Raw genomic sequence first — 25,164 nt, 5'->3', positions numbered from 1 at the left:
CGCCCCCCCTCAACCCGCCCTACCACCCCCCCCCCGGGCGCGGCGCGGCCGACACACACCCTCCCCCCGCCCCCACCCCCCCCGGGGGGGGGGGCGGCGGGCGGGGCCGGCCCCCCGCGCCGGCGAACAGGACTACGCGGCGTCCAGCTCGGCGAGGAAGTCCAGGGCCACGGCCCAGGTGCGCTCGGCCGCCTCGGCGTCGTGGTCGGGGAGGCCGGGGTCGGTGAAGAGGTGACCGGCGCCGTGGTAGCGGTGGATCTCGACGTCGGCGCCGGCCCTGCGCATGTTGAGGTACCAGGCGTTCAGCCAGTCCTCCGGCTCGAACGGGTCCGGCTCGGCCACGTGCAGCTGGACGGGGACGGCGGTGGCCGCGTCCTCGCGGATGTCGGAGGTGCCGTGCAGGAGGAGCAGCCCGCGCGCGTTCTCGTCGGCGAGGGCGAGGTTCTGGGCGAGCGAGCCGCCGAGCGAGAAGCCGGCGTAGACCAGGGCGTCGCCGGAGGTCAGCAGCGGGGCGGCCGCGCCCACGGCCCGGCGAAGCAGTTCGTCGCTGCCCAGCTCCTCCTTGTACGCCATGCCCTCCTCGATGTCGTCGAAGGTCCGGCCGTCGTAGAGGTCGGGGGTGTGCACGGTGTGGCCGGCGTCGCGCAGGCGGTCGGCGGCGGCGTGGACGGCGGGGCGCAGGCCGTACGCGGAGTGCAGGAGCAGGATCTGGGCCACGTCGGGGAACTTCCTTGCAGCGGGCGGGGAACCTCCCCATCATCGCTCATGGCCGCCAGGTGGCCGCGCCCACCCGGCGGGATGGCGGGACGTCACGCACCGGTGAATCACCGACAAACAGTCAGTTCGTCATATGGAACACATCATTACCCACGGGTAGCCTGTCGCCGTGACCGACCTTGTCAATGACATGACCTCCGCCCGCCCGCACCGTCGCCAGGTGCTCAAGGCCACCGCCGTCGTCGCGGGCGCCGCCGCCCTGCCGCTGACCCTCGGCGCCGCGGCCCAGGCCGCCGCCGCGCCCCAGTTCCTGCACGGCGTCGCCTCGGGCGACCCGCTGCCCGACGGGATCCTGCTCTGGACCCGCGTCACCCCGGCCCCCGAGGCCGCCCCCGGCTCCGGCCTGGGCACCGACACCGAGGTCCGCTGGGAGCTCGCCGCCGACAAGGGCTTCACCCGGATCGTGGCGAGCGGCACCGTGACCACCTCCGCCGACACCGACCACACCGTCAAGGCGGACGTCCGCGGCCTCACCCCGGCCACCGCCTACTGGTACCGCTTCACCGCCGGCGCCACCACCTCCCCGGTCGGCCGCACCCACACCACCCCGGCCACCGACGCCGCCCTCGACCGGCTCCGCTTCGGCGTGGCGTCCTGCGCCAACTGGGAGGCCGGCTACTTCTCCGCCTACCGCCACCTGGCGGCCCGCGGCGACCTCGACGCCTTCCTCTTCCTCGGCGACTACATCTACGAGTACAAGACCGGCGAGTTCTGCGCCGCCGGCTCCGTGGTCCGCCCGCACGCGCCGGCCCACGAGATCCTCACCCTCGCCGACTACCGCACCCGCCACGGCCGGTACAAGACGGACGAGGACCTCCAGGCGCTGCACGCCCAGGTCCCGACCATCGCGATCTGGGACGACCACGAGTTCGCCAACGACGCCTGGTCCGGCGGCGCCGAGAACCACACCCCCGGCACCGAGGGCGACTGGGCGGCCCGGGTCGCCGCCGCCAAGCAGGCCTACTTCGAGTGGATGCCGGTCCGCCCGTCCATCGCCGGCACCACCTACCGCCGGCTGCGCTACGGCAAGCTCGCCGACCTGCACCTGATGGACCAGCGCTCGTTCCGCTCCCAGCAGGTCAAGGTCGGCAACGGCGACGTCGACTCGGCCGACCGCACCATCACCGGCCGCGCCCAGATGGACTGGCTGAAGGCCGGCCTCTCCGCCTCCGACACCGCCTGGCGGCTGATCGGCAACGAGGTGATGATCTCCCCGGTCGCGCTCTTCTCGCTGCCGGACTACCTGCTGCGCCCGCTGGCCAAGCTGCTGGGCCTGCCCGGCGAGGGCCTGGCGATCAACACCGACCAGTGGGACGGCTACACCCACGACCGCCGCGAGCTGCTCGGCCACCTCAAGGCGAACGGCATCACCAACACCGTCTTCCTCACCGGCGACATCCACTCGGCCTGGGCCTCGGACGTCCCGAACGAGGCCGCCACCTACCCGCTGTCGGGCAGCGCCGCCACCGAGTTCGTGGTCACCTCGGTCACCTCGGACAACATCGACGACTTCCTCAAGGTCGCGCCGCAGACCCTCTCGCTGGTCGCCGCCGCCGCGATCAAGGGCGCCAACCCGCACGTCAAGTGGGTCGACCTGGACTCGCACGGCTACGGCGTGCTGGAGGTCACCCCCGCCCAGACCCAGATGGACTACTACGTGCTCTCCGACCGGACCCGCAAGGACGCGACCAGCAAGTGGACGCGCTCCTACCGCACCAAGTCCGGCACCCAGCAGATCGAGCGGGTCTACTCCCCCGTCAAGTAGCCACCACCGCACCGGGCCCCGCCCTCCGGCCGCCCCCGGAGGGCGGGGCCCCATCCTTCCGGGCCCCCTCCTTCGTCCGGGCGATCATTCGGACGCACTCAGAGCATTCATTTCGTCACACTGTGCGCTTGTCGCACATAGTGACGACATGACCAGAGAAACCGGGGGTCCCCCGTGGCTCCGCGCCCGAACGGCCCGCCTCGTCACCACCATCGCGGCACTGGGAATCCTCGGCACCGGCCTGACCGGCGCCACCGCCCGGGCCGCCGCACCACCGCATCCGGCCGCCCCGGCCGGACCCTCCGCTCCCGCCTCCTCGGCCCCCGCTCCCACCGCTGCCGCTGCCCCCGTCGCTGCCGCCCCTGAACGCGTCCGGGCGGGCGGCAGCGTCCTGCTCGACGAGGCCTTCACCAACGCGACCGCCGACCCGCGCTTCCTCGGCGTCGGCTCCGCCTGCCTCACCGGCGCCGCGCCCGCCCCGCTGGTCCCGGGCAACCACCCGCTCGGCGGCTGCCCGACCGCCGAGACCGGACCGGTACCGCCGCTGAACAGCGCGCCGCTCGGCTACCTGCGGATCACCGACGCCGCGAACGACCAGAGCGGCGCCGTCCTGTTCGACCAGGCGCTGCCGGCCGGCAACGGTCTGGACGTCACCTTCGACCAGTGGCAGTACGGCAGCACCACGCCCAACACCCCGGCCGACGGCATCTCCTTCTTCCTGGTCAACGGCGACACCTCGCTCGCCCACCCCGGGGCCTTCGGCGGCAGCCTCGGTTACGCCCAGAAGCTCCCCGACGACAACCCGAACCTCACCTTCCTGCCCGGCGTCGACCGCGGCTACCTGGGCGTCGGTCTCGACGTCCTCGGCAACTACTTCGGCGACTGGGAACAGCGCGGCAACGGCTGCGCGACCCGCTCGCCGGCCGGCACCGGGTTCCACGTCCCCGCGCCCGGCGCCAACATGGTCACCGTCCGCGGCCCCGGCGACGGCACCACCGGCTACTGCTTCCTGACCGCGACGACCAGCAACTTCACCACCACCGGCCCCTGGCCCTCCACCCTGCCGGGCACCCTGCAGGGCCCGCTCACCTCGCTGCCGCCCGCGGTGACCCCCGACGAGGCCCAGACCCTGCTGGAGCCGTCCCGCCGCCGGGTGAACGTGCACCTGACGCCCGCCCCCTCCCCGGTGCTGACGGTCGGCGTCGACTTCAACGACGGCACCGGCCCGCACCAGGTGCTGTCCACCCCCGCCCCGACGCCCGTCCCCTCCACCTACAAGTTCGGCTTCGCCGGCTCCACCGGCCTGTTCACCGACGTGCACCTGATCCGCAACGTCACGGTGAGCACGGACCAGCCGCTGCCCGAGCTGAACCTGGTCAAGCAGGTCCACGAGCCGCTGCCCGGGCTCATCACGGTCGGCACGCCGGTGCCCTACGACTTCGTGGTCACCAACGCCGGGACCGTGCCGATCGACAACCTGGGCGTCAACGACCCCAAGGTCGGACCGGTCAGCTGCCCGGTGTCCACGCTCGCCCCCGGCGCGACCGTCACCTGCACGGCCACCTACCTGGTGACCGCCGCCGACACCCAGTCCGGCCAGATCGCCAACACCGCCGTGGCCACCGGCACCGCCGACGGCACCCCGGTCGAGTCCCCGCCGGCCTCGGAGAACGTCCCGGTCGTGGCCCCGCCCGGCCTCCACCTGACCAAGCACGTCGACGCCCCCGGCCCGTTCGCCGTCGGCGACACCGTGCCCTACAGCTACGTCGTCACCAACACCGGCGGCACCCGGGTCGACGCCGTCGGCATCACGGACGACAAGGTCACCGGCATCACCTGCGCCGCCGGCACGCTCGCCCCGGCCGGCAGCCCCGGCGACAGCACCACCTGCCACGGCAGCTACGTCATCACCGCGGCCGACGGCGGGGCCGGCTCGGTCACCAACCACGCCCACGCCACCGGGACCTCGGACGGCCACCCGCTCACCTCGCCGGAGGCCGAGGCGACGATCCGGATCAACGGGGCCTTCGGGCTCGACCTGCGCAAGCAGGCGGACACCGCCGGACCGGTGCACGTGGGCGAGACCGTCACCTACACCTACACCGTCACCAACACCGGCACGGCCGCGCTGAAGAACCTCACCGTCACCGACGACCGCGCCACCAACGTCACCTGCGACCGCACCACCCTCAACCCCGGCGAGAGCACCACCTGCCACGCCGGCTACACCGTCACCGAAGCCGACGCCAGGACCGGCCAGGTGACCAACACCGCCCACGCCACCGCCACCGACCCCCAGGGCGGCGCGGTCCGCAGCCCCGACGCACAGGTCACCCTGCCCGTCACCACCGGGGCCACCGCGCTCACCATCACCAAGAAGGCCAACCCCTCCGGCTTGTTGCACGTCGGCGAGACCATCACCTACACGTACACCGTCACCAACACCGGCACGGCCGCGCTGAAGAACCTCACCGTGACCGACGACCGCGTCGGCACCATCACCTGCGACCGCATCACCCTCAAGCCGGGTGAGAGCACCACCTGCCAGGCCCTCTACACCGTCACCGAAGCCGACGCCAAAGCCGGCGAGGTGACCAACACCGCCCACGCCACCGCCACCGACCCCCAGGGCGGCGAGGTCCGCAGTCCCGATGTGAAGCTGCGCGTCACCGTCCTGTTCTGCCCCCCGAAGGACCACGACCACAAGGGCTGCCCCAAGCACCCGGGCCACGGCGGTGACCACGGAAAGCCCCCGGCCAACGGCGGTGACCACGGAAAGCCCCCGGCCAACGGCCCCGGCCCGCACCCGGAGCCGCCGAACAGCGGCGGTCACCTGCCCGAGACCGGCGCACCGGTCGGCGGTCTGCTCGCGGCCGGCGGCCTGCTGATCGCCGCGGGCGGCCTCCTGGTCCAGCGGACCCGGCGCCGCGCGACGGCCGCCGCCCCCACCACCCCGTACGAGAGCTGACCCCGTACCAGAGCCGATCGGCCCCGCCCCCGGCCCCCGCGAGGGACGCCGGGGGCGGGGCCGTCACACGAACCGGTACCGCGCCATGTCTACGACACCGCGCCTACGACACCACGTCCTTGCGAGTGAACCCCCGAAAGGCCAGCGCCAGCAGCACCACCGCGTAGGACAGCGACAGCGAGACGCCCTGCACCATGCCGCCCCACTCCATCCGCGGCTGCAGGGCGTCCGCCCACGCGTACTGCCAGTGCGCCGGAAGCCAGGCCCGCAGGTCCCCGAGCGCCGTGATGGCGTCCAGCACCCCGGTGATGATCGAGCCGAACACCGCCCCGCCGACCGCCCCCAGCGGCGCGTCCGTGGCGGTGGAGAGCCAGAACGCCACCGCGGCGATCACGATCTCGCTCAGGAACACGTAGGCCACCGCGACCGCCAGCCGCGGCAGCGCCTCCCCGGCGGTCAGACTGGCCCCGGCCGGCAGCCGGAGGTCCCCCCAGCCGTACGCGGCGGTGCCGACCAGCAGCCCGACCAGCGGCAGCAGCGTCACGGCCGCCGCCGAGAAGAGCAGCCCCACCAGGAACTTGCGCACCAGCAGCCGCGCCCGCGGCACCGGCGCCGCCAGCAGGTAGCGCAGCGAGGACCAGCTGGCCTCCGAGGCCACCGTGTCCCCGCAGAACAGCGCGACCGGGATCACCAGCATGAAGCCGGTGCCCATGAAGAGCATGGTCGCCGCGAAGTTCGGCCCGGAGGAGGTGGCGAGCTCGATGAACGTCGTCCGGTCGGTCCGCCCGGGGGTACCCGCGACCGCGAACGCCGCCAGCACCAGCAGCGGCATCGCGGCCAGCACCCCGCCGATCACCAGCGTCCGGCGCCGCCGCAGCTGACGGACCACCTCGACCCGGAACGGCAGCGTCCGCCCGGCCCGGTAGCCGACCGCGTGATCGGCCGACACCTCAGCACCCACGGCGCTCACGCCGCACCTCCGATCAGCGACAGGAACGCGTCCTCCAGCCGGCGCTGCGGCCCGGCCGACTCCACCGGCACACCGAGCCGCACCAGCTCGGCGAGCAGCTGACTGCCCGCCATGCCGTCCAGCCGGACGAGCAGCCCGCCCTCGACGGCCTCGGCCGAGCCGACCCCGGCCAGCGCGGCCACCTTGTCGGCCGCCGCCGCCAGCTCGGCCGCCCCGAACGAGGCGTCGGTGCCGACCAGCAGCTGAGCGCCCGCGCCGACGATCTCCGCGACCGCTCCGGTGGTGACCAGCCGGCCCCGGTCCATCACCACCAGGTCGCTGCAGCTCTGCTCGACCTCGGCCAGCAGGTGGCTGGAGACGATGACGGTCCTCCCGGCCGCCGCGTACCGGATCATCACCTCGCGCATCTCTCGGATCTGCGGCGGGTCGAGCCCGTTGGTCGGCTCGTCGAGGATCAGCAGGTCCGGCAGGCCGAGCATGGCCTGGGCGATCGCCAGACGCTGCCGCATGCCCTGCGAGTAGGTGCGCACCGCCCGGTCCAGCGCCTCGCCGAGCCCCGCGATGGCCAGCGCCTCCTCCAGGTGCGCGTCCTGCTCCGGACGGCCGGTGGCCTGCCAGTACAGCCGCAGATTGGCCCGCCCGGTGAGGTGCGGCAGGAAACCCGCGCCCTCGACGAACGCGCCGACCCGGGAGAGGACCGGCGCGCCGGGCCGCACCAGGTGGCCGAAGATCCGGATCTCACCGGCGTCCGGCCGGATCAGGCCCATCAGCATCCGCAGCGTGGTGGTCTTGCCCGCGCCGTTGGGTCCCAGCAGACCGAGCACCTGGCCCTGTTCCACCCGGAAGCCCAGGTCGCGGACGGCGTAGCGGTCGGCGGCGCCCTTGTAGCGCTTGCTCAAACCGGTGATCTGCAGCGGAACCCCGGCGAGCGCCGGGTCGTACGCCGGTCCGTGCGCCCGGCGCGTGCTCCTGGCCGCGCGCAGCCCCGGCACCAGCACCAGTGCGGCGGCCAGCGCGAGCGCGACCAGCGGCAGCACCCAGGTCCGGGACGGCAGCGGCGCCGCCTCGGTGACCAGCCCGTCCACGGTCGGCAGGGTCACCGGCCCGGTGACGGCCGCCCGGTAGGTGGCGGGCTCGACGGGCGAGGCGTACGCGAGGTCGGTGGAGGCGAGCACCAGCCGCAGCCGGTGCCCGGCGTCGAAGGTGTGGTCGACGGTGGGCAGCGCCACCGTGACGTCCCTGCCCTCGGGCGCGTCGGCGCCGGTCACCCGCAGCGGCGCGGACAGCTGCTGCGGCAGGCTCTGCTTGCCGTCCGGGGCGACGTCGTACAGCTTGGCGAAGAGCACCGCGTCCGGCCGGTCGGCCCGCACCCGGACCGGCACGGTCGGCTGTCCGGTCAGGTGCACCGAGGAGTCCAGCGGCTCCGACTCGAAGGCGGCGAACTGGCCGGGGAAGTCCAGCGACAGCCCGGCGCCCAGCGAGGACGCCTGGCTGAGCGCGCCGCCGAAGCCCGGCAGTGCGGAGATGTTCGGCGGCGCGCCGCCCGGCGGGTTGGCGAAGGCCTGCTCCGGCTCGCCGGTGGGGGCCTTCAGCTCGAACTGCCGGGAGCCGGTGCCGCCGAGGCCCGGGTAGGCGTCCGCGGTGGCCCCGCGCAGCACCGCCTGGAAGCCCGTCGAGTCGACCCCGCCGGTCCGGGTCACCCGGAAGGCCGGGCCGGTCCCCCCGGCCTTCGCGGCATCGCCCTCGGCGGCGCCGCCCTTCGGACCGCCGCCCTTCAGGAAGCGGTCGAACCACTCCGTCGTCCGGGTGTCCACCCGGTCACTGGTGTCGGTCGCGCCGTCGTGCCCGCCGGCGAACCAGTCCACCGCCACCGGGGCGCCGTTGGCGGCCACCGCCCGGGCGATCGCGTCGCCCTGGTCGAGCGGGAACAGCGAGTCCTGCTGACCCTGGATCACCAGGGTGGGTGCCTTCAGCCGCGCGGCGACCGAGGACGGGCTGGAGCGTTCGAGCAGCGCGACGGCCTCCGGGTCGGCGTGCCCGGAGGCCGCCACCCGGTCGTACATCCGGCACAGCTCGTCCAGGAACCGGCCGCAGCCGACCTGCCCGCCGCCCTGATCGGGTGCCAGGGCCGGCCGGGCCGCACCGCCGGAGGGTCCGAGCTCGCCCACCGAGCCGGTGGTGAAGAAGATCCCGGCCCACAGCTTCTTGAACACGCCGTCCACGGCGCCCGAGCCGCGCACCCCCTGCGGGAACAGCGCGTCGGCCAGGTTCCACCAGGTGATCGCGCTGGCCACGGCGTCGATCCGGCTGTCGTAGGCCGAGCCGAGCAGCGCCACCGCGCCGCCGTACGAGGCGCCGGTGATCCCCACCCGGGGGTCGCCGGGACCGTCCAGCTGTACCTCGGGGCGCTGCGCCAGCCAGTCGACCAGGTGCTTGACGTCCTCGACCTCGCGGTCCGGGGCGTTCAGCCCGATCCTGCCGCCGGAGCGCCCGAAGCCGCGCGCCGACCAGGTCAGCACCGCGTACCCCTGCCGGGCCAGTTCCCGGGCGCGTTCCCGCTCGCCCTCCTTGGAGCCGCCGAAGCCGTGCCCGAGCAGCACCGCCGGTCGCGGGCCGTCGCCGGTGGTGAAGAAGGAGGTGTCCAGTTGGACGACCTGGGCGCTGCCGGGCGTCTCGGGCATCGCGAGGAAACGATCCTCCTGACGGACGGACTGCTCGCCCCCGGCCGCGACGGCCACCGCCGTCCCGGCCCCGGCCACGGCCACCAGGGCCACCGCCCCGGCCACCAGTCTCCGTCCGGCGGCCGTCCCACGGCCTCGCCACCGGCGCCACGCCCCACCGAGCTCCATGGCGGTGATCGTAGCCGCATGCGGAGTAGGCGTCCGATAAAACCACCGGCGCCCACCGGGCCGATCGCCGCGGCCGGGCCGGCCGGCCGGTCCGGCCGCAGCGGTCCCTCTACAGCACCCGGGTCATCGTCCGGTGCGGGATCCCGGCGTCGTCGTACACCGGTCCCTCGGCAAGGTACCCCAGGCGCTCGTAGAACCCGAGCGCCTGCACCTGCGCGTGCAGCTCCACCTCGCGCGCCCCGCGCGCCAGCCCGGCGGCCTCCACCGCCCGCACCAGCTCCGCGCCGAGCCCGGTCCCCCGGGCCGCCGCCAGCACCGCGAGCCGGCCGAGCAGCACCCGGCCCTCGATCCCGCCGGTGATCTTCAGCGCCTGCTCGCCGAAGATCAGCCGCGCGGTCCCGACCGGCCCGCCGTCCGGGCCGATCGCCAGCAGGTGCTCCGAGGTGGGGTCGAGGTCGTCCCACTCCTCCTCCTCGGCGATCCCCTGCTCGACGATGAAGACCTCCCGCCGGACCTCGTGCACCAGCGCGAGGTCGGCCTCGCCGCGCGCCACCCGGATCGTCGCCGCCATCCCCGTCGCCCTCAGCTCTCCGAAGCGATGATGTCCAGCGCCTTCCGCAGGTCCGCGGGGTACTCGCTGGCGAACTGCACCCACTCGCCGTCCGCCGGGTGCTCGAAACCGAGCGACACGGCGTGCAGCCACTGCCGGGTCAGGCCCAGCCGCTTGGCGAGCGTCGGGTCGGCCCCGTAGGTGAGGTCGCCGACGCAGGGGTGGCGCAGCGCCGACATGTGGACACGGATCTGGTGGGTGCGGCCGGTCTCCAGCTTGATGTCCAGCAGCGAGGCGGCCCGGTAGGCCTCGATGAGGTCGTAGTGGGTGACCGACGGCTTGCCCTCGCGGGTGACGGCCCACTTCCAGTCCGAGCTGGGGTGCCGCCCGATCGGCGCGTCGACGGTGCCGCTGAGCGGGTCCGGGTGGCCCTGGACCAGCGTGTGGTACTTCTTCTCGGTCACCCGGTCGTGGAACTGCCGCTTGAGGTCGGTGTAGGCGCGTTCCGACTTGGCCACCACCATCAGCCCGGAGGTGCCGACGTCGAGCCGGTGCACGACGCCCTGGCGCTCGGCGGCGCCGGAGGTGGAGATCCGGTAGCCGGCCGCGGCGAGCCCGCCGATCACGGTGGGACCGGTCCAGCCGGGGCTGGGGTGGGCGGCGACGCCGACCGGCTTGTCGACGAGCACGATGTCCTCGTCGTCGTGGACGATCCGCATGCCCTCGACCGGCTCGGCGACGATCTGCACCGGCGCGGCGGGCGCCGGGATCTCGACCTCCAGCCAGGAGCCGGCGGTGACCCGGTCGGACTTGCCGGCGACGGCGCCGTCGAGCGTCACCTTCCCGTCGGCGGCCAGCTCGGCGGCCTTGGTCCGGGAGAAGCCGAACATCCGGGCCAGGGCGGCGTCGAGGCGTTCGCCCTCCAGGCCGTCGGGAACGGGGAGGCTGCGGATCTGCGCTGCGGTACTCACCCGTACGAGTATGCCGGACGCGGGCCGCCCCACCGTCCGCCGCCGTTCCGGGCCCAGGGCCACCGGCCCCGGGCGGGCGCTACTCGGCCTTGCCGGCCTTCTCGCCCTTCTCCGCCTGCTGGTGCACGGTGCCGTCCGGGTTGCTGCCGCGGAAGGAGAGCAGGACGACGAGGATGCCGCCGCAGACGATCGCCGAGTCGGCGAGGTTGAAGACCGCGAAGTGCTGGACGGAGATGAAGTCCACCACGTGCCCGCGGAAGACGCCGGGCGAGCGGAACAGCCGGTCGGTGAGGTTGCCGAGCGCCCCGCCGAGCAGCAGGCCGAGCGCGATCGCCCAGGGCAGGCTGTACAGCCGCCGGGCGATCCGCCAGATCACCACGATGACGGACGAGGCGATCACGGTGAAGACGACGGTCAGCGCCTGCCCCATGCCGAAGGCGGCGCCGGAGTTGCGGATCACCTGGAAGGTCACCACGTCGCCGATCACCTTGATCGCCGCGTGGTTCTCCAGCCGGGCCACGACCAGCAGCTTGCTGCTGAGGTCGATCAGGAAGGCGAGCAGGGCGACGACCATCAGTACGCCGACCCGCCGGGGCCCCTTGGGCTCCTCGGTCTGCGCGGGCTCCCCGGTCGGGGCCGGACGCTCGGTCTGCACGGGTGCCTCCGGCTGCGCGGGCGCCTGCGGCTGAGCAGCGGGCGCCTCCCGGTCGTCCGGGGTCCCGGCCACGGCGTCGGCGGGCGTCGGGACGGCGTCGTCCCGGGTCTGGGGGGAACCTTGCGTACTGATGATCCGCTCCGCTGCCGTGACGTGGGGGCCGAGGGCCGGTGGAAGCCCGGTCCAGCGAGGGATCGGGCGACGTTACGGGGTCGAGCCTACGGCAAGCCCGACCCCCCGCGTCGCCCCGGTGGGTCGCCCGGAGTGGTCAGCGGCGTTCCTGCTTGGCCTTGCACTGGACACAGAGCGTCGCCCGCGGGAAGGCCTGCATCCGCGCCTTGCCGATGGCCTGGCCGCAGGACTCGCACGTGCCGAAGCCGACGCCCTCCAGCCGGGCCAGCGCGTGCTCGGTCTGGGCGAGGCTGTCCCGGGCGTTGTTGGCCAGCGCGAGCTCGCTCTCCCGCGAGATGTTCTTCGTCCCGGCGTCCACCTGGTCGTCACCGGCCCCGTCGTTGGAGTCGCGCATCAGACCGGTGATGGCGGCCTCGGCCGCGCCGATCTCGTGCTGGAGCCGTTCCAGTTCGCTGATCAGCTCGGCGTGCAGCTCGTGCACCTCCTCGGAGGTCCACGGATCCTCGCCGGGCCGGACCGGTAGCTCGGCCGGGTCGACCGATTCGGCGCCGCCGACGGACCGGGCGGCGGTCCCGGCCGTGGCCGGGGTACGGGTAAGGCCCGGGGCCACGAGGGCGGTGTCGGTGGTGTTCTTGCGCCGTGCGGTAGTGGTCACGGTCCCCTCCCCTGGGTCGCCTGCCACGGCCTTGCGTGCCCGCTTGGTGGCGGTACCCGCGCCGGTTGCCTTCTCAGCCATGGCTTCGACCCCATCTACGAACGAATCGAGCCGCCGGTTCCCGGCGGCCTCCAGTGCCGGAACGATAATCCCGATCAAAAACGGTCACAACATGACATACCGACGCCTCACAATGATCCCACCCGGGCAGACGTCACAGCCGCCACGCCCAGCACGCCGAACAGAGTTGTGCCCCTCGCCCCGGCGCGCCGAAACCGACTTGCGACGGCCGATACACTGGGCCTGCAAGGCACAGATGGGGACGAGTACCGCAGTACGCAGCCACCAGCGACCCGGGGACGGTGCGAGCCCGGGGGTGTGCACCGCGCGAAGATCACCCCGGAGCCGCCGGAAGAACGGTCCGCGACGACGCTCGTCGACCCAGTAGAACCGGCCGCAAGCCCAAACAAGAGGGCCGCAGTCAGGACCGCGGCCAAGGAGGGTGGTACCGCGGGACGGCACGCCGTCTCGTCCCTCCGTCGGATCCCGTCCACGCATCCGCCGGAGGTAGACGCCCGCGATGGCCACCACCTACAACCCCGTCCCCGCGCAGGTCGACCTGCCCGCCCTCGAACACCAGATCCTCTCCTTCTGGCAGGACAACAAGGTCTTCCAGCGCAGCCTGGAGCAGTCCGAGGGCCGCCCGGAGTGGGTCTTCTACGAGGGCCCGCCCACCGCCAACGGCATGCCCGGCGCCCACCACATCGAGGCCCGCGTCTTCAAGGACGTCTTCCCCCGCTACCGGACGATGAAGGGCTACCACGTCGCCCGCAAGGCCGGCTGGGACTGCCACGGCCTCCCGGTCGAGCTGGCCGTCGAGAAGGAGCTGGGCTTCTCCGGCAAGCAGGACATCGAGGCGTTCGGCATCGCCGAGTTCAACGCCAAGTGCCGCGAGTCGGTGACCCGCCACACCGACGCCTTCACCGAGCTGACCACCCGGATGGGCTACTGGGTCGACCTCGACGAGGCCTACCGCACCATGGACCCGTCCTACGTGCAGTCCGTGTGGTGGTCGCTCAAGCAGATCTTCGACAAGGGCCTGCTGGTCCAGGACCACCGGGTCGCCCCCTGGTGCCCGCGCTGCGGCACCGGCCTCTCGGACCACGAGCTGGCCCAGGGCTACGAGACCGTCGTCGACCCCTCGGTCTTCGTCCGCTTCCCGCTGACCAGCGGCCCGCTGGCCGACCGCGCCGCCCTGCTGGTGTGGACCACCACCCCGTGGACCCTGGTCTCCAACACCGCCGCCGCCGTGCACCCCGAGGTCACCTACGTGGTGGCCACCGACGGCACCGAGCAGCTGGTGGTCGCCGAGCCGCTGCTGGCCAAGGCCCTCGGCGAGGGCTGGGAGCCGACCGGCGAGTCCTTCACCGGCGCCGAGATGGAGCGCTGGGCCTACCGCCGCCCGTTCGACCTGGTCGAGATCGAGAACGCGCACTACGTCCTCAACGCCGACTACGTCACCACCGAGGACGGCACCGGCATCGTCCACCAGTCGCCCGCCTTCGGCGCGGACGACCTCGCGACCTGCCGCAAGTACGGCCTGCCGGTGGTCAACCCGGTGCTGGCCGACGGCACCTTCGCCCCCGAGGTCCCGCTGGTCGGCGGCCAGTTCTTCAAGAAGGCCGACGAGGCCCTGGTCAAGGACCTCCAGGCGCGCGGCCTGCTCTTCCGCCACCTGCCGTACGAGCACAGCTACCCGCACTGCTGGCGCTGCCACACCGCGCTGCTCTACTACGCGCAGCCGTCCTGGTACATCCGCACCACCGCGGTCAAGGACGCCCTGATCCGGGAGAACGAGGCCACCAACTGGTTCCCCGAGAACGTCAAGCACGGCCGCTTCGGCGACTGGCTGAACAACAACATCGACTGGGCGCTCAGCCGCAACCGCTACTGGGGCACCCCGCTGCCGATCTGGCGCTGCGAGGAGGGCCACCTCACCTGCGTCGGCTCGCTGGCCGAGCTCACCGAGCTGACCGGCACCGACCAGAGCGGCCTCGACCCGCACCGCCCGTACATCGACGAGGTCACCTTCGCCTGCCGCGACTGCGGCGGCACCGCCACCCGGGTCCCCGAGGTCATCGACGCCTGGTACGACTCGGGCTCGATGCCCTTCGCCCAGTACGGCTACCCGTACGAGAACAAGGAGCTGTTCGAGAAGCGCTACCCGGCGCAGTTCATCTCCGAGGCGATCGACCAGACCCGCGGCTGGTTCTACACCCTGATGGCCGTCGGCACCCTGGTGTTCGACAAGAACAGCTACGAGAACGTCGTCTGCCTGGGCCACATCCTGGCCGAGGACGGCCGCAAGATGTCCAAGCACCTGGGCAACATCCTGCAGCCCATCCCGCTGATGGACCAGCACGGCGCCGACGCCGTCCGCTGGTTCATGGCCGCCGGCGGCTCGCCCTGGTCGGCCCGCCGGGTCGGCCACGGCACCATCCAGGAGGTGGTCCGCAAGACCCTCCTCACCTACTGGAACACCGTCGCCTTCCAGGCCCTCTACGCCCGCACCGCCGGCTGGGCGCCGTCCGCGGCCGACCCGGCCCCGGCCGACCGTCCGCAGCTGGACCGCTGGGTGCTCTCCGAGCTGAACACCCTGGTCCGCGAGGTCGACGCGGCCTTCGAGGCGTACGACACCCAGCGCGCCGGCAAGCTGCTCTCCGGCTTCGTCGACGACCTCTCCAACTGGTACGTCCGCCGCGGCCGCCGCCGCTTCTGGCAGGGCGACGCCGCCGCGCTCGCCACCCTGCACGAGGCGCTGGAGACCGTCACCCGGCTGATGGCCCCGCTCACCCCGTTCATCACCGAGCAGGTCTGGCAGGACCTGGTCGTCCCGGTCGTCCCGGACGCGCCGGCCTCGGTGCACCTGGCGAGCTGGCCGCAGGCGGACGAGTCGCTGGTCGACGCCGACCTCTCCCGCCACATGGCGCTGGTCCGCCGCCTGGTCGAACTGGGCCGGGCCACCCGCGCCGAGTCCGGGGTGAAGACCCGTCAGCCGCTGTCCCGCGCCCTGGTCGCCGCCCAGGGCTGGGACGAGCTGCCCGCCGACCTGCGCGCGCAGATCGCCGAGGAGCTCAACGTCTCCGGCCTGGAGTCGCTGGCCGAGGTCGGCAGCTCGCTGGTCGACACCACCGCCAAGGCCAACTTCCGCGCGCTGGGCAAGCGCTTCGGCAAGGGCGTGCAGGACGTCGCCAAGGCGGTCGCCGCCGCGGACGCCGCCGGGCTCGCCGCCGAACTGCGGGCCCAGGGCACCACCTCGGTGGAGCTGAACGGCGAGAGCGTCGCCCTCTCCCCCGACGAGGTGATCATCACCGAGACCCCGCGCGAGGGCTGGGCCGTCGCCAACGAGTCCGGCGCCACCGTGGCCCTCGACCTGGCGATCACCCCCGAGCTGAAGCGCCTCGGCATCGCCCGCGACGCGATCCGCCAGATCCAGGAGGCCCGCAAGAACTCCGGCCTGGACGTCGCCGACCGCATCGTCCTGCGCTGGCGGGCCACCAGCGACGAGACCGCGGAGGCCATCGCCGAGCACGGTGCCCTCGTCGCCGAGGAGGTCCTCGCCACCGACTTCGCCGCCGGCGCCGCCGACTGGCAGTCCGACACCTTCTCCGACGACTCGCTCGGCCTCGCCTTCCAGCTCCGCAAGGCCTGACCGGCCCCCGGTGACCGCCGTCGCCTCCCCGGAGGCGGCGGCGGTTCCTCCTCTGCTCCCGTCCGGCCGTTCACGGCGCAGAAAGAAGCGCCCCCTCCCCGACCCCGAAGGGTCGAGAAGGGGGCGCTCCGCCGAACGGCTACCGCTAGTTGTCGCCGTCCTCGTCGATCAGGAAGCCCCGCATCGGCGCGGGAGCCTGCTGCATCGGCTGCGGCGGCTGCGGCCGGACCGCCGCCATCGGCTGAGTCATCCCGGCCGGCTGCATCTGCGGCGCGCCCGAGTTCCCGCCCGAGGCCTGCCCGCCGAAGCCCGGTGCACCCGAGTTCCCGCCGAAGGAGCTCTGCCCGCCGAAGGAGGGCTGGTTCCCGCCGAACGAGGGCTGGCTGCCGCCGAAGCTCGGCGACGGGCTGCTCATCGCGCCGGCACCGGCCGGAGCCATCGACGACGCGGCCGGCGGCAGCGACGCGGTGGCCGGGATCCGCGGCGGGGCGAGCGAGTCGTCCGCCTGCGACTCCAGCTGGCGCAGCTGGGTCTCCAGGTAGGACTTCAGACGCGTCCGGTACTCACGCTCGAACGCGCGCAGGTCCTCGACCTTGCGCTCCAGCGTGGCGCGGGCGGACTCCAGCGAGCCCATCGCGACCCGGTGCTTCTCCTGGGCGTCCCGCTCCAGCGCGTCGGCCTTGGCACGGGCGTCCCGCTCCAGACCCTCGGCACGGCTGCGCGCCTCGCCGACGATCTTGTTGGCCTCGGAACGCGCCTCGGAGATCGCCTGGTCGGCGGTCTGCTGAGCGAGCGCCAGCACGCGGGCGGCGCTGTCGCCACCGGGGCCCTGCTGCTGCATCGGGGCGCCGAGCGGGCCGCCCATCTGCTGCTGCGGACCGCCCATGGGGCCGCCCATCTGCTGCATCTGCTGCTGGCCCATGCCCTGGCCCATGGGGTTGCCCATGCCCTGCGGGCCGCCGGGGCCGCCCATCGGCTGGAGCATCTGACCGCCCATCGGCTGGACCAGCTGCTGCTGGCCGCCCATGGTCTGGCCCATCTGCTGCTGCTGCGGGCCGGGGCCCATCGGACCGCCCTGGCCGGCGGGCAGCTGCGGGGCGCCGGACGGCAGGCCGAGCGGCTGGTTGCCCATCTGCTGCTGCTGCGGGCCGGGACCCATCTGCTGCTGCGGACCGCCCGGGCCCATCTGCTGCGGGCCACCGGGGCCACCCTGCTGCCCGGGGACCGGCGGGCCGGATATGGCCGCCGGCACCGGGGCGCCGGGACGCGCGTCCTGCGGCGGCTCCTTGCGCATGTTGGCCTGGTTCTGCGCGGCGGCCCGGGTCGCGGCGGCCAGCTTGGCGCGCAGGTCCTCGTTCTCGCGGAGGAGACGGGTCAGCTCCGCCTCGACCTCGTCGAGGAAGGCATCGACCTCGTCCTCGTCATAGCCTTCGCGCAGGCGGACGGTCGTGAACTGCTTGTTCCGAACGTCCTCGGGGGTCAATGGCATCTCTTCACCTCAACGTGATCGTCGGCACACCGGCATCCTGTCGCATCGCTCACCTACGACTAGGGCCGCACAAGCGAGATCAGGACATACACAATGATCATCAGTACGAAGAAGGACAGGTCGAGCGCCACGCCCCCGAGACGCAGCGGCGGAATGAACCGCCGCAGAAGCTTGAGCGGCGGATCCGTGACAGTGTACGTGGCCTCCAGGACCAGAACCATGGCCTTGCCGGGCCGCCACGAACGCGCGAACTGGAACACCCAGTCCATCACCAGCCGCACGAGCAGGAACACCAGGAAGACGGTCAGTGCGTAGTAGAGCACTGCCCACACGATCTCCATCGCGCTTCCCTCTCCCCGATTCCCGGCCCTGGGGCCGCTCGCCTGTCGCTAACTCACTGTCGATCAGATCCACACGTAAAGTCGTGGCCGGGTCAGCTCTGGTTGAAGAACCCACCCTCGGCGATCCGAGCCTTGTCCTCCGCCGTGACATCGACGTTAGCAGGAGACAGGAGGAACACCTTCTGCGTCACGCGCTCGATACTGCCGTGCAGACCGAAGACGAGTCCAGCGGCGAAGTCTACGAGCCGCTTCGCGTCGGTGTCGTCCATCTCCGTGAGATTCATGATCACGGGGGTCCCGCCACGGAACTGTTCGCCGATGGTACGGGCCTCGTTGTAGGTCCTAGGGTGCAGCGTGGTGATGCGGTAGGGCTCTCGTTCGTTCACGACCTTGGGCATGATCACCGGGGCGCTCTTCTCCAGGTTGTGGCGGCGTTCGGGTGTGATGGACGACACTGGGGCCATCCTCGGGGTCTCCTGACGGATCGGGACGGCGGCCGGCACCGGCTGCGGGGTGATCGAGGAGACCGGCGCGGGCGCCGGCGCGGCCGGCCGGGGGATGTCCTCGGTCCGTCCGGTCCGGATCGGCTCGGGGTCCGCGTCGTAGTCGTCATCGGGGTCGTACCCCTGGCCGTCGTACGTCTCGTCCTCCACGAGGCCGAGGTAGACCGCCATCTTGCGCATCGCGCCGGCCATGCTCCTGTCTCCTCCGCTTGTGGTGGACCGGCTCCGTCCCGGCGGCCGGGCCGAGCGGCCCCGCCTTGCGGATTCCGCGGTCCGCCCACGACGCTTCGTCAGGCCGACGGCCGGTCAAAGTTCGTGGATGAGGGCCGCGGAGCTGCGATCCACGGTTGGCTAGCGCTCAGATAAGCTGCTAGCTTCTGTCCTATTTTGTCCTGCAGTCTGATCTACTACCCGGTGACGTTACCCGAGGGGTGACCGCACTCCGAGTACCGCCGTTCCGACGCGCACATGTGTCGCTCCGGCGGCAATGGCCTGCTCAAGGTCACCGCTCATCCCTGCCGACACCATGGTGGCAGCCGGATGGGCGGTCCGTACGGCGCTTGCGATTTCCGCCAGCCGATCGAAGGCCGCCGCCGGGTCGCCGGCCAGCGGACCGGCCAGCGGAGCGACGGTCATCACACCGTCCAGGCGCAGCCCGGGCGTGTCGGCGATCGCGTCGGCCAGCGCCGCGACGTCCGCCGGGGCGACGCCGGCGCGGTGCTCGCCCTCGCCGTGCTCCTTGTCGAGCGCGATCTGCACCAGGCAGCCGAGATCGGCGCGCCCGGCCTTGCGGACCGCCGCACCGAGCGACTCCACCAGCCGCGGCCGGTCCACCGAGTGGACGTGGTCGGAGTAGCGGACGACCGAGCGGACCTTGTTGGTCTGCAGCTGGCCGACGAAGTGCCAGGCCAGCGGAAGGTTTCTGCACTGCTCCGCCTTGGGCGCGGCGTCCTGGTCGCGGTTCTCCGCGACGTCGGTGACGCCCAGACCGGCCAGCAGCGCGGTGTCCTCGGCGGGATAGGTCTTGGTGACCACGATCAGCCGGACCTCGTCACGGGCCCGTCCGGCGGCGGCGCAGGCGTCGGCGATCCGGCGCTCGACGACCTCCAGGTTGGTGCCCAGTTCCTCGTACCGGGCGCGCTGACCCTCCGTCAGCGCGTCCAGCCAGTCCTTGTCCGGAAACCGGTCGGAACCGCTCGGGAACGGTCCGTAGATGTCGTTCGTCATCAGTGTTCAGAGCCCAACCAGACGTAGCTCGCGAGCCGGCCCGTGCGCTGCTCGCGGCGGTAGGAGTAATGATCGGCGGATTCGAGGGTGCAGACCGATGATCGCACCAGCTCGGTGACACCCACGGCGGCCAGCTGGGCCGCGACTCCCTCCGGCACGTCCAGCGCCGGGGTCCCCCAGGAGGTCTGCGCGTACGCGGCCGGCACCCGGTCGGCGACCTCGGCGCGCAACTGCGCGGGCACCTCGTAGCAGCGGCCGCAGACGGCCGGGCCGGTGGCGGCGACGATCCGCCCGGGCTCGGCGCCGAGCTCCACCATCGCCCGGACCACCGCCGGGACCACCCCGGCGGCGAGGCCGGGCCGTCCGGCGTGGGCGGCGCCCGCCACACCCGCGACCGGGTCGGCCAGCAGCACCGGGGTGCAGTCGGCGGTGAGCACCGCCAGCGCCAGCGGCCGGTCGGTGACCACGGCGTCGACGGCCGGGGCCTGCCCGGCCGGCTGCCGCTCCGTCACCACGGCCACCTCGGCCCCGTGCACCTGGTTCATCCAGACCACGTCGGCCGGGTCGAGGCCGAGCGCGCGGGCCGCGATCGCCCGGTTCTCCCGGACGGCCACCGGGTCGTCCCCCACCGCGCCGCCGAGGTTCAGCTCCCCGTACGGCGAAGTGCTCACCCCGCCCCACCGGGTGGTGAAGGCGAAGTGAGCACCGTCGCGGACCGCGTGGTCGATCACTTAAGGAAGTCCGGAACGTCGAGCTCCTCGGCCGGGCTCTCCACGAACGGCTGGCGGGCCGGCTGCACCTGCGGCGGCACCGGGGCGGCGGTCGCGGTGGCCGGGGCCTCGGTCGGACGGGCCGGGGCGGCGCCCTCGCCCTCCGGACGGGAGGTCACCGAGCCGATGCCGCCGTACGACGGCCGGCCGGCCGGACGCTCGGGGGCGCTGCCGCCGGACGCCGAGGAGGACGACGAGCCGGCCGTGGCCGCGCTCGCCTTGACCACCGGCTCGCGGACGATGGCCGGCGGCTGACCGCCGTCGAAGCCGGCCGCGATGACGGTGACCCGGACCTCGTCGCCGAGGGCGTCGTCGATGACGGCACCGAAGATGATGTTGGCCTCGGGGTGGGCCGCCTCGCTGACCAGCTGGGCGGACTCGTTGATCTCGAACAGACCGAGGTCGGATCCGCCGGAGATCGAGAGCAGCACACCGCGGGCGCCGTCGATCGAGGCCTCCAGCAGCGGCGAGGAGATCGCCATCACGGCGGCGGCCTTGGCGCGGTCCTCGCCGCGGGCCGAGCCGATGCCCATGAGCGCCGAGCCGGCGTCCGACATGACGGACTTGACGTCGGCGAAGTCGAGGTTGATCAGACCCGGGGTGGTGATCAGGTCGGTGATGCCCTGGACACCGGAGAGCAGGACCTGGTCGGCCGAGCGGAACGCGTCCAGAACGCTGACCTGGCGGTCCGAAATGGACAGCAGCCGGTCGTTGGGGATCACGATGAGGGTGTCGACCTCTTCGCGCAGGGAGGCGATGCCGTCCTCGGCCTGGTTGGCGCGGCGCCGGCCCTCGAAGGTGAACGGGCGGGTGACCACGCCGATGGTGAGCGCGCCCAGCGAGCGGGCGATGTTGGCGACGACCGGTGCGCCGCCCGTGCCGGTGCCGCCGCCCTCACCGGCGGTGACGAAGACCATGTCGGCCCCCTTGAGGACCTCCTCGATCTCCTCGCGGTGGTCCTCGGCGGCCTTGCGGCCGACCTCGGGGTTGGCGCCGGCGCCGAGGCCCCGGGTGAGTTCACGGCCCACATCGAGCTTGACGTCGGCGTCGCTCATGAGGAGGGCCTGCGCATCGGTGTTGATCGCGATGAACTCGACGCCCTTGAGACCGACCTCGATCATCCGGTTGATGGCGTTGACACCACCGCCGCCGATACCGACGACCTTGATGACTGCGAGGTAGTTCTGCGGTGCTGCCACGTCGAAGGCCTCTCGCCTCGAATTTCCGGGTCGGCCCGATACCCGGTGGGGCCGAACCGACGGATGTCGATGGGTAGGGAGCCTGGTTTCTGACGTAATGTCCGAAATGCCGACCGCCGACCCCAACCCTAAACTTGACCTTTAGGGTTAGTGCTGTGCCTCTGTCACATCACCAGGAAACACAGTCTGGTGACACAGGACACTAGGTGGCTCCTGGCACGCGTTTCAACGAACACGCCGAGCTTCCCTTTTTCTTTTGAGCCTATGTGATCATCGACCGCCGGATGAAACCGGGGTGACCACCAAGGTTCGGGCCGACGCGAAACCGCGTCAAGCCCACCTTGTCGTAGAAAACCTACCGGATCATCACGACACCGCAGGCGAGTCCGGGGCGCTCACGTCGAAGTTCGTACCCTTCTGATTCAGCAGCGCCACCAGCACCCGGGCTTTTCGATCGGTCTGCTCGGAGCTCCCCCAGCGCACCGTCGCTCCCCCGTCGAGCTGCAACTGGATGTCGTCGTACGAGTGCACCAGCACGGCCCCGGCCCGCTGCCGGACGTCCGCCGGCAGGCCGGCGGCCACCGCCACCGCGCCCTGCACCAGCTGCCCACGGCCGATCACCGACTCCACGTCGAGGGCCTGCTGGCTGAGCTTCAGCTCCACCACCGGCACCCCCTCCGGGGCGGCCGGCTCGGTGGCGAAGCTCACGCCGCCGGCGTCGACCTGGGTGAACTGGCCGTCCTCGCCCTTGACGGCGGCGACCGCCGTGCGCTGGGTGACCTTCACCCGCAGGGTGTTCGGCCAGCCCCGCCAGACCTCCGCCTTCGCCACCCGGGGGATCGCCTCCACCCGTCGCCGGGCGTCGTCGAGGTCCACCCGGGCCAGCGGGCCGGAACCGACACCGCCGATCGCCGAGCGGACCTCGTCGGCCGTCAGCCGGTCGTCCCGCATCCCCTGCACGGAGACCGAGCGCACCTCCAGCACCGAGGAGAAGAACACCAGCCAGGACAGGACGCCCAGGAGTACCGCGGTCAGACCGCCCAGCACCAGCGCCCCCCGCCGGGAGAGCCGGAGCCGAGGAGCGTACTCCTCGGCCTCGAACTCCTCGTCGAGGGGATCGGCGAGCCGGGCGTCAGCCACGACGACGGCCGCCCCGGGCGGCCTCGATGGCCTCGTAGACCATGCCGACCAGCAGCTCGTCGGCGTCCCGGCGGCCGAACTCGGCGGCGGCCCGGCTCATGTCCCAGAGCCGCTGCGGGTCGGTGAGCACCGGCAGCACGTTCTGCAGCACCCAGTCCGGGCTCAGCTCGGCGTCGTCGACCAGCAGGCCGCCGCCGGCCTTGACCATCGGCTGGGCGTTCAGCCGCTGCTCGCCGTTGCCGATCGGCAGCGGCACGAAGGCGGCGGGCAGACCGACCGCGGCCAGCTCGGCCACCGTCATGGCGCCGGCGCGGCAGAGCATCATGTCGGCCGCGGCGTAGGCGAGGTCCATCCGGTCCAGGTACGGCACCGGGCGGTACGGCGGCATCCCGGGGATCTCGTCCACCTGCGGCAGCTCGTTCTTCGGGCCGACCGCGTGCAGGATCTGCACCCCGTACTGCTGGAGCCGGGGGGCGATCGCGGTGATCGTCTCGTTCAGCCGGCGGGCGCCCTGCGAGCCGCCGGTGACCAGCAGGGTGGGCAGCCGCTGGTCGAGGCCGAAGTAGTGCCGGGCGTCCGGGCGCGCGGCGCCCCGGTCCAGGGTCGCGATGGTGCGGCGCAGCGGGATGCCGATGTACCGGGAGTCGCGCAGCTTGCTGTCCGGCGTGGAGACGGCGACGAAGTCGCTGTACCGGGCGCCGATCTTGTTGGCCAGGCCGGGCCGGGCGTTGGCCTCGTGCACCACGATCGGCACACCGGCCCGCTTGGCGGCCAGGTAGGCGGGCATCGCGACGTAGCCGCCGAAGCCGACCACGGCGTCCGCCTTGACCCGCTCGATGATCTCCTGGGCGGCCCGGACGGTGCCGCGCAGCCGGCCCGGGACGGTGATCAGCTCGGGGGTGGGCTTGCGGGGCAGCGGGACGGCCGGGATCAGCTCCAGCTGGTAGCCGCGCTCGGGCACCAGTCGGGTCTCCAGGCCGCGCTCGGTGCCGAGGGCGGTGATCCCGATGGACGGGTCGTGCCTGCGGAGGGCGTCCGCGAGGGCCATGGCCGGCTCGATGTGACCGGCGGTCCCCCCGCCGGCGAGTACGACATGCACCGAAATTCACCGCTCCCTGCGTGCCGGCCCGCTGGCCGGGCGCGCTGTGGTTCGTCGTCGTGGCAGCACCCGGGCCAGCTGCTTCCTGATCCGGGAGTTCTTGCTCCGGGCGGCCAGGGCCGCCTTCGCTCCCGAGCTGCTGCGTGCCAGGCAGAGCAGCACCCCGATCGCGGACATGGCCGACAGCATGGCGGAACCGCCGTAGGAGAACAGCGGGAGCGGGACGCCCGCGATGGGCAGCAGTCCCAGCGCCGACCCCAGGTTGATCACGGCCTGCGCCATGATCCAGGTGGTGGCGGCTCCCGCGGCGTACCTGACGAAGGGATCCTTCGTGCCGATGGCCACACGGATACCCGCGTAGCCTAGTGCCGCGAAGAGACCGATCACCGACAGCGTCCCCACCAGACCGAGTTCCTCGCCCGTGGTGGCGAAGATGAAGTCGGTGTGCGCCTCCGGGAGCTGGCCCCACTTCTCCACGCCGGCGCCGAGGCCGGAGCCGAACAGACCGCCGAGGCCGAACGAGTACACGCCGTGCAGGGCCTGGAAGCAGGTGCCGGCGGCGTCGAGCTTGGTCACGCCGATGCAGGAGAGCCGCTCGGCCCGGTGCGGGACGGTGACCACCAGGGCGGTGCAGACCACCACGGCCACGCCGAGGGTGGCCACGAACAGCCGCAGCGGCGCGCCGACCATCCACAGCAGGCCGAACAGCATCGCGACCAGGATCATCGAGGTGCCCATGTCGCCGCCGAGCATGATCAGCGCGAGCAGCAGCAGGGCGCCGGGCACCAGCGGGACCAGCAGGTGCTTCCACTGGTCGAGCGTGCCGGTCTTCTGCTTGCGGGCCAGCAGGTCGGCGCCCCAGAGCACCAGGGCCAGCTTGGCGAACTCCGACGGCTGGAACTGGAACACGCCGAAATCCAGCCAGTTCCGGTTGCCGTTGACCTCCATGCCGATGCCCGGGATCGCGACCAGCACCAGGGCGCCGATCACGATGAGCATCACCGGGTAGACGATCACCCGCAGCACGGCCACCGGCACCAGGGCGAAGCCGAGCAGCAGCACGAGGCCGAGCACCACCGCGAGCAGCTGCTTGAAGAAGTAGAACTGGGTGGAGCGGTGCTGGCCCAGCGCCAGGATCTGGGAGGCCGAGAAGACCATCATCAGCCCCAGCACGACCAGCAGCAGCGCCGTTCCGGCGATCAGCAGGTAGGGGGTGAGCGGCCGGTCCAGGGCGTACCGCACGCGGCCCCGGAAGGCCTGCAGACGGGCGACCGGACCGGCCGACTTGTAGGCGGTGGTGGTGGCCGAGATCACCCGCAGGGACTCGGCCGGGCCGCCTCTCTCCGGCGTGCTCGAACCACCCGCCCTGCCCTGCCCGGCCACACCGCTCCC

Annotated in this window: 19 protein-coding genes; 3 read left to right on the top strand and 16 right to left on the bottom strand. The window is 72.7% G+C overall.

Going from position 1 to position 25,164, the window contains the following annotated elements; translation table 11 throughout:
• Nucleotides 1-132: 132 nt before the first annotated feature.
• On the bottom strand, nt 133-717 hold the full coding sequence (locus ACFU9E_RS08490; RefSeq protein ID WP_380688323.1) for a dienelactone hydrolase family protein: 585 nt from the start codon (nt 715-717) through the stop codon (nt 133-135).
• A gap of 190 nt (nt 718-907) precedes the next feature.
• Between ACFU9E_RS08490 and ACFU9E_RS08485 the strand changes: the two genes are divergently transcribed.
• Both ACFU9E_RS08485 and ACFU9E_RS08480 read left to right on the top strand, forming a co-directional pair.
• The gene (locus ACFU9E_RS08485) at nt 908-2,542 is read left to right on the top strand and encodes an alkaline phosphatase D family protein (RefSeq protein WP_380688325.1); all 1,635 of its coding nucleotides are present in this window, start codon (nt 908-910) and stop codon (nt 2,540-2,542) included.
• A gap of 148 nt (nt 2,543-2,690) precedes the next feature.
• Nucleotides 2,691-5,510 carry an LPXTG cell wall anchor domain-containing protein gene (locus tag ACFU9E_RS08480; RefSeq protein WP_380688321.1) on the top strand — a complete coding sequence of 940 codons (2,820 nt, stop codon included), beginning with the start codon at nt 2,691-2,693 and terminating at the stop codon, nt 5,508-5,510.
• A 103-nt stretch (nt 5,511-5,613) separates the two neighbouring features.
• Here the strand turns inward: ACFU9E_RS08480 and ACFU9E_RS08475 are convergent, their stop codons facing one another.
• The 6 genes from ACFU9E_RS08475 to ACFU9E_RS08450 all read right to left on the bottom strand — a co-directional run bounded on the left by ACFU9E_RS08475 (nt 5,614) and on the right by ACFU9E_RS08450 (nt 12,292).
• On the bottom strand, nt 5,614-6,480 hold the full coding sequence (locus ACFU9E_RS08475) for an ABC transporter permease (protein WP_380681290.1): 867 nt from the start codon (nt 6,478-6,480) through the stop codon (nt 5,614-5,616).
• Nucleotides 6,477-9,329 carry an alpha/beta fold hydrolase gene (locus ACFU9E_RS08470; RefSeq protein ID WP_380681288.1) on the bottom strand — a complete coding sequence of 951 codons (2,853 nt, stop codon included), beginning with the start codon at nt 9,327-9,329 and terminating at the stop codon, nt 6,477-6,479. The genes ACFU9E_RS08475 and ACFU9E_RS08470 overlap by 4 nt, the downstream gene beginning before the upstream one ends.
• Nucleotides 9,330-9,438: 109 nt before the next feature.
• Nucleotides 9,439-9,900: a GNAT family N-acetyltransferase gene (locus tag ACFU9E_RS08465; protein ID WP_380681286.1), complete on the bottom strand. Its 462-nt coding sequence runs from the start codon at nt 9,898-9,900 to the stop codon at nt 9,439-9,441.
• Between the two features lie 11 nt (nt 9,901-9,911).
• Nucleotides 9,912-10,850 carry an RluA family pseudouridine synthase gene (locus ACFU9E_RS08460; protein ID WP_355361682.1) on the bottom strand — a complete coding sequence of 313 codons (939 nt, stop codon included), beginning with the start codon at nt 10,848-10,850 and terminating at the stop codon, nt 9,912-9,914.
• A 79-nt stretch (nt 10,851-10,929) separates the two neighbouring features.
• The gene (gene lspA / locus ACFU9E_RS08455) at nt 10,930-11,640 is read right to left on the bottom strand and encodes a signal peptidase II (protein WP_380681292.1); all 711 of its coding nucleotides are present in this window, start codon (nt 11,638-11,640) and stop codon (nt 10,930-10,932) included.
• Nucleotides 11,641-11,773: 133 nt separating this feature from the next.
• Complete coding sequence (locus ACFU9E_RS08450; RefSeq protein ID WP_380681284.1) at nt 11,774-12,292, bottom strand: TraR/DksA family transcriptional regulator; 519 nt, start codon at nt 12,290-12,292, stop codon at nt 11,774-11,776.
• Between the two features lie 580 nt (nt 12,293-12,872).
• On the opposite strand from ACFU9E_RS08450, the gene ileS reads away from it, so the two are divergent.
• Nucleotides 12,873-16,004: an isoleucine--tRNA ligase gene (gene ileS, locus ACFU9E_RS08445; RefSeq protein ID WP_380681282.1), complete on the top strand. Its 3,132-nt coding sequence runs from the start codon at nt 12,873-12,875 to the stop codon at nt 16,002-16,004.
• 145 nt (nt 16,005-16,149) lie between these two features.
• Here ileS and ACFU9E_RS08440 read toward each other — a convergent pair whose 3' ends face one another.
• The 9 genes from ACFU9E_RS08440 to ftsW all read right to left on the bottom strand — a co-directional run bounded on the left by ACFU9E_RS08440 (nt 16,150) and on the right by ftsW (nt 25,155).
• On the bottom strand, nt 16,150-17,493 hold the full coding sequence (locus ACFU9E_RS08440) for a DivIVA domain-containing protein (RefSeq protein WP_380681280.1): 1,344 nt from the start codon (nt 17,491-17,493) through the stop codon (nt 16,150-16,152).
• Between the two features lie 59 nt (nt 17,494-17,552).
• Nucleotides 17,553-17,834, bottom strand: coding sequence for a YggT family protein (locus ACFU9E_RS08435; RefSeq protein WP_030301231.1), 282 nt, complete (start codon nt 17,832-17,834; stop codon nt 17,553-17,555).
• A 92-nt stretch (nt 17,835-17,926) separates the two neighbouring features.
• Nucleotides 17,927-18,529, bottom strand: a complete 603-nt coding sequence (locus tag ACFU9E_RS08430) for a cell division protein SepF (RefSeq protein WP_350544118.1) — start codon at nt 18,527-18,529, stop codon at nt 17,927-17,929.
• 228 nt (nt 18,530-18,757) lie between these two features.
• Nucleotides 18,758-19,564 carry a YggS family pyridoxal phosphate-dependent enzyme gene (locus ACFU9E_RS08425; protein ID WP_380681277.1) on the bottom strand — a complete coding sequence of 269 codons (807 nt, stop codon included), beginning with the start codon at nt 19,562-19,564 and terminating at the stop codon, nt 18,758-18,760.
• Nucleotides 19,564-20,295 carry a peptidoglycan editing factor PgeF gene (gene pgeF / locus ACFU9E_RS08420; RefSeq protein ID WP_380681275.1) on the bottom strand — a complete coding sequence of 244 codons (732 nt, stop codon included), beginning with the start codon at nt 20,293-20,295 and terminating at the stop codon, nt 19,564-19,566. The genes ACFU9E_RS08425 and pgeF overlap by 1 nt, the downstream gene beginning before the upstream one ends.
• Entirely contained in the window at nt 20,292-21,533 is a 1,242-nt protein-coding gene (ftsZ, locus tag ACFU9E_RS08415; RefSeq protein WP_380681273.1) for a cell division protein FtsZ, read from the bottom strand. The genes pgeF and ftsZ overlap by 4 nt, the downstream gene beginning before the upstream one ends.
• A 366-nt stretch (nt 21,534-21,899) precedes the next feature.
• Nucleotides 21,900-22,673, bottom strand: coding sequence for a cell division protein FtsQ/DivIB (locus ACFU9E_RS08410; protein WP_380681271.1), 774 nt, complete (start codon nt 22,671-22,673; stop codon nt 21,900-21,902).
• Nucleotides 22,666-23,772, bottom strand: a complete 1,107-nt coding sequence (gene murG, locus ACFU9E_RS08405; protein WP_355361699.1) for an undecaprenyldiphospho-muramoylpentapeptide beta-N-acetylglucosaminyltransferase — start codon at nt 23,770-23,772, stop codon at nt 22,666-22,668. The genes ACFU9E_RS08410 and murG overlap by 8 nt, the downstream gene beginning before the upstream one ends.
• 6 nt (nt 23,773-23,778) lie before the next feature.
• Nucleotides 23,779-25,155: a putative lipid II flippase FtsW gene (gene ftsW, locus ACFU9E_RS08400; protein WP_380681269.1), complete on the bottom strand. Its 1,377-nt coding sequence runs from the start codon at nt 25,153-25,155 to the stop codon at nt 23,779-23,781.
• Nucleotides 25,156-25,164 lie beyond the last annotated feature (9 nt).

Source organism: Kitasatospora sp. NPDC057595, from assembly GCF_042800875.1.
Classification (GTDB): Bacteria; Actinomycetota; Actinomycetes; order Streptomycetales; family Streptomycetaceae; genus Kitasatospora.
This window is presented reverse-complemented; position numbering and strand designations above follow the sequence as displayed.

Bases quoted from the DNA above. Each gene is read 5' to 3' on its own strand.
- ACFU9E_RS08485 (WP_380688325.1), top strand. From the start codon at position 908: ATGACCTCCGCCCGCCCGCACCGTCGCCAGGTGCTCAAGGCCACCGCC.
- ACFU9E_RS08480 (WP_380688321.1), top strand. From the start codon at position 2,691: ATGACCAGAGAAACCGGGGGTCCCCCGTGGCTCCGCGCCCGAACGGCC.
- ACFU9E_RS08470 (WP_380681288.1), bottom strand. From the start codon at position 9,329: ATGGAGCTCGGTGGGGCGTGGCGCCGGTGGCGAGGCCGTGGGACGGCC.
- ACFU9E_RS08465 (WP_380681286.1), bottom strand. From the start codon at position 9,900: ATGGCGGCGACGATCCGGGTGGCGCGCGGCGAGGCCGACCTCGCGCTG.
- ileS (WP_380681282.1), top strand. From the start codon at position 12,873: ATGGCCACCACCTACAACCCCGTCCCCGCGCAGGTCGACCTGCCCGCC.
- ACFU9E_RS08440 (WP_380681280.1), bottom strand. From the start codon at position 17,493: ATGCCATTGACCCCCGAGGACGTTCGGAACAAGCAGTTCACGACCGTC.
- ACFU9E_RS08435 (WP_030301231.1), bottom strand. From the start codon at position 17,834: ATGGAGATCGTGTGGGCAGTGCTCTACTACGCACTGACCGTCTTCCTG.
- ACFU9E_RS08430 (WP_350544118.1), bottom strand. From the start codon at position 18,529: ATGGCCGGCGCGATGCGCAAGATGGCGGTCTACCTCGGCCTCGTGGAG.
- ACFU9E_RS08425 (WP_380681277.1), bottom strand. From the start codon at position 19,564: ATGACGAACGACATCTACGGACCGTTCCCGAGCGGTTCCGACCGGTTT.